This window comes from Neobacillus solisequens (assembly GCF_051233465.1).
In the GTDB taxonomy this organism is placed as follows: domain Bacteria; phylum Bacillota; class Bacilli; order Bacillales; family Cytobacillaceae; genus Neobacillus.
Window position 1 is genome coordinate 1 of the sequence record NZ_JBKFGJ010000025.1, and the last position, 4,051, is coordinate 4,051.

At 40.5% G+C, this 4,051-nt stretch carries 5 protein-coding genes; 4 read left to right on the forward strand and 1 reads right to left on the reverse strand.

Annotated features, from left to right (window positions below):
• Positions 1–322: 322 nt before the first annotated feature.
• Entirely contained in the window at positions 323–802 is a 480-nt protein-coding gene (locus ACI3K6_RS21265; RefSeq protein WP_335481987.1) for a PH domain-containing protein, read from the forward strand.
• Positions 795–2,240, forward strand: a complete 1,446-nt coding sequence (locus ACI3K6_RS21270; RefSeq protein ID WP_435556419.1) for a PH domain-containing protein — start codon at positions 795–797, stop codon at positions 2,238–2,240. The genes ACI3K6_RS21265 and ACI3K6_RS21270 overlap by 8 nt, the downstream gene beginning before the upstream one ends.
• 11 nt (positions 2,241–2,251) lie before the next feature.
• On the opposite strand, the gene ACI3K6_RS21275 is transcribed toward ACI3K6_RS21270, so the two are convergent.
• Complete coding sequence (locus tag ACI3K6_RS21275) at positions 2,252–2,980, reverse strand: rhomboid family intramembrane serine protease (RefSeq protein ID WP_335481991.1); 729 nt, start codon at positions 2,978–2,980, stop codon at positions 2,252–2,254.
• Between the two features lie 242 nt (positions 2,981–3,222).
• Between ACI3K6_RS21275 and acpS the strand changes: the two genes are divergently transcribed.
• Positions 3,223–3,573 carry a holo-ACP synthase gene (acpS, locus tag ACI3K6_RS21280; protein WP_335481993.1) on the forward strand — a complete coding sequence of 117 codons (351 nt, stop codon included), beginning with the start codon at positions 3,223–3,225 and terminating at the stop codon, positions 3,571–3,573.
• Between the two features lie 6 nt (positions 3,574–3,579).
• On the forward strand, positions 3,580–3,738 hold the full coding sequence (locus tag ACI3K6_RS21285) for a hypothetical protein (protein WP_435556420.1): 159 nt from the start codon (positions 3,580–3,582) through the stop codon (positions 3,736–3,738).
• The last annotated feature ends 313 nt before the right edge of the window (positions 3,739–4,051 follow it).

The window sequence follows — 4,051 nt, forward strand, 5'->3', positions numbered from 1 at the left end:
GTCAGAGGATCTTCAGACAGGGGAAGGTGAAAAATCGTTCGTGATGTCCGAAATCAGAGGATCTTCAGACAGGGGAAGGTGAAAAATCGTTCGTGATGTCCAAAGTTAAGAAGTCTTCAGACAGCAGAAGTGGAAAAAGCAATCATGTTGTCCGAAGTTGGGGGACACCGTTCTTGTCTCGCATTTTACATCCAAAAATTATTTATCCAACCGATTTTACACACAGAAACTGCTTATAGATTTTACTTTTTAACGTGCGTTCCTCAACAACAATTTGTATACTAAGTTATATTGGGAAAATTTAGATAAGGGAGGAGATTGAGTGAATAGAGAGCCAAGCAAAAAAATTTCAGCTAAGGCCTTAACAGTTTGGAGAATATCAGGGGTTATAAAATCAGCTATTGAATGGTCAATTGTAGCTACTGTGCTTTTTCTGGTCCATCTGTTCGATTGGCCAAACTGGATATCGATCATCATGATTGCATTAGGAATTATATTTACGATCCTGCATATTTTCCTCTTTCCAACCTTGCGCTGGAAGCAATGGCGCTATGATGTGCGAGAAGAGGAAGTGGAGCTTCAAGAAGGGATTTTTGTCCTTCGCCGGACGTTAGTTCCAATGATTCGTGTTCAACATGTTGACACGGTTCAGGGGCCCTTACTGAGAAAATATCAGCTGGCCTCGGTTATAATCCATACGGCTGCAACAGCGCACGAAATACCTGCGTTGGAGATGGAGGAAGCAGAGGAGCTGCGTTTGTACATATCAAATTTGACAAAGGTGGCGGAAGAAGATGTCTGAAGCAAAACGTCTCCATCCGATCGCTAGTGTCATTCATGCTGGAAAAAGAATGAGAAATTTGATACTGCCGGGAATCGCGATTCTTTTTTCAGGTGGTAGAAAGGATTTATTGATTGTATTAGGGATTTCCGCAGCTGCTGTATTGATTACGCTAATAAGCGGAATCTGGTCATGGCTGCGCTATACATATCGTTTTGAACAGGATGAACTAAGAATTGAATATGGAATCTTTATCAGAAAAAAACGGTATATTCCGTTTGAGCGGATCCAAAGCATTGATTTTACCGAGGGGATTTTGCAGCAAATATTCGGGCTCGTTAAGGTGAAAATAGAAACCGCAGGAGGAGGAGGGGATGAGGAAGCTGAGGCTGTCCTCTCAGCCATCTCAAAAGAAGAGGCTCAATCTATTCAAAATTATGTTACAGCTGTGAAAAATGGCGGAATACATACAGCGAACACATCAAAGGAACATCAGCCTATTTATGAAATTTCTATGCAGCAATTGTTTATTCTATCGTTGACCTCTGGTGGTGTAGGTGTAGTGATTTCGGCAGTGTTTGCACTGTTTTCCCAATTGGATGATTTTATTCCCTATAAACGATTATTTGGCAATTTGGAAAGATGGGCTGTTCATAATATTATTTCGATTGCCATCTTAGTATTTATTGGCTTTTTCATAGCATGGATCATTTCCTTGATTATGACCATGCTGAAATACGCCAACTTTACCGTCATTAAATCGGGCAAGGAATTAATTATTTCTCAAGGCCTGCTTGAAAAAAGGCGGATCACCATACCGATAAATCGGATTCAAGCCATTCGGATCATAGAGAACCCGGTACGCCGAGTCCTCGGATACGGTACAATTTTCATTGAGAGTGCCGGCGGCTCTGTTACCAACAAGGAAGGCGCAAATGTCACGCTTCTTCCCATCGTAAGGGTAAAGGAGGTTCGGAGCATTTTAGGAGTCTATTTACCTGAATTTCATTTTACAAACTCTTTCAAACCTGTTCCAAAACGGGCGATGCTGCGGTATATCATCCGTAGTTGGTACATCGGGGTTCCAGTTGTTATTTTAGCCATCATTTTTTTGAAAAAATGGGGACTTTTGTTTCTTCTTCTGTTAGCTTTGCTTTCATATTGGGCTTTCTTGAAATACAAAGCATCCGGTTGGCAAATGGAGGAGAGACAACTCAGTTTCAGATATGGCGCTGGTATAAGAAAAACGATTTTTATGAAAAAGGATAAAATCCAAAGCATGAAAATAAAGGAGAGTTATTTTCAGCGAAAAAAAGATCTCGGAACAATTGAGACATTTGTGAAATCGGGCATGGGTCTTTCAATGGGAACTGTGGTAGATATGGATAGGGACGATTTAGAGGCAATTTGGAAATGGTATTCAAGAAATAAGAAAAACAGGGATGGCTCCACGGGGTAGCAATCCCTGTTTTATCTTTGGGCAAAAATGCCAATAATAACTACGATAATAAGGAGGGTCCAAATGATGAGTTTGAGAGGTGACTGGAAGGATAGACGCTTCTTTTGGTTGCCAGCCCAGCTTGCTGTTCCCTCGATAAAATCGGATAAATCTCTTTTATTATAATAAGGAATGGCTCCAAGTAAGAACCCACCAAGCAATCCAAATAAATGTGCTGTAATATTTATGTTAGGTTCCAAAAATGTCATAATCAAACTGATAACACACAAGGTAAGGATGATCTGAGAATTTTCTTTAGATAGCATATGCTTCCGAAAAATGATGATGGCGATATAGTAGCCAAATAGTCCAAAGATGGCGCCGCTCGAACCAACATGCGTATAGGATAAGGGTTCAAGTAACAGAGTGGCAATATTGGCGATAAAGCCGCTAAGAAGGTAGACAATCAGGAACCGTGTTCTCCCTAGCATTCTTTCAAGTGCCGGGCCAAATAGGATGAGGGAAAAGCTGTTAAACAGCATATGCGAAAAACCACTATGCATAAATATTGGCGTAATCAATCTCCAAAATTCCCCTTCCATGATATATAAATTGACTCCGGAAAGGTTTTCGAAGAACCAGTAATTAGGGAAAATAGGTAAAATAGTGAAAAGATATAAAATTAAATGTAAGGCAACTATCATTGAAACAATCGGATATAGCCGAAGAAATTCGCGAAAGCTTTCAGTTCGGGTAAACATTAACTAAACCACCTCTTAGTACCATCATAGACAAAATTTTGATTTAATAAAGTAAAAAGTATTCGACTTCATCATTTATCCAGTTGCTGCAACTATGGCTCCCGGGTCTAGAGACGATCAGTAAAGAAGGAAAAATTAGCCTTTCTCCTCCTTTTCTTATAGCTTTAGCCACTGAACGAGGCGCATACGTTTTCTTGTACACTATTATGCTACCGAAAAATAAAATAGAAGGAAGATCGTTGATGATAAAAGGAATTGGGATTGATATTATTGAACTTTCCAGGGTTCAGGAATTGATTGACAGACAAACGAAATTTGCTGATCGTGTGCTGACTCCTGCTGAAAAAGATAGATTTGAAACGTTATCTGATCGAAGAAAGGTTGAATTTTTAGCAGGACGTTTTGCTGCGAAAGAGGCCTATTCAAAAGCGGTCGGCTCCGGAATTGGTAAGGAGTTATCTTTTTTAGATATTGAGATTGCCTCAGACATGCTCGGCAAACCCTTTTTTTTAAAGCCGACAGGAAAGGCGCACCTGTCAATCACCCACAGCCGTGATTATGCCGTCGCGCAGGTGGTTTTAGAGGAGGACTAACCATTCATGAAGGGGATGAAAGACAAAAAACAGCAAGCTGTGGAAGGCCTGTCTTTCATAAGGGCGATGAAAGACAAAAATAGAAGAGAAAGCAAAGCCCCTGTCTTTCATAAGGTCGATGAAAGACAAAAGGAGAAGCGGAAACAAAGGCCCTGTCCTTCATAAAGGTGATGAATGACAAAAAGAGAAGCGGAAACAAAGGTCCTGTCTTTCATAAGGTCGATGAAAGACAAAAGGAGAAGCGGAAACAAAGGTCCTGTCTTTCATAAGGGTGATGAAAGACAAAAAGAGAAGCGAAAGCAAAGGCCCTGTCTTTCATAAGAGCGATGAAAGACAAAAGGAGAAGAGGAAGCAAAGGTCCTGTCTTTCATAAGGTCGATGAAAGACAAAAGGAGAAGCGGAAACAAAGGCCCTGTCCTTCATAAAGGTGATGAATGACAAAAAGAGAAGCGGAAACAAAGGTCCTGTCTTTCATAAG

What these genes read in the sequence shown, in the direction of transcription:
- ACI3K6_RS21270 (WP_435556419.1), top strand. Translation starts at nt 795, where the DNA reads ATGTCTGAAGCAAAACGTCTCCATCCGATCGCTAGTGTCATTCATGCT.
- ACI3K6_RS21275 (WP_335481991.1), bottom strand. Translation starts at nt 2,980, where the DNA reads ATGTTTACCCGAACTGAAAGCTTTCGCGAATTTCTTCGGCTATATCCG.
- acpS (WP_335481993.1), top strand. Translation starts at nt 3,223, where the DNA reads ATGATAAAAGGAATTGGGATTGATATTATTGAACTTTCCAGGGTTCAG.
- ACI3K6_RS21285 (WP_435556420.1), top strand. Translation starts at nt 3,580, where the DNA reads ATGAAGGGGATGAAAGACAAAAAACAGCAAGCTGTGGAAGGCCTGTCT.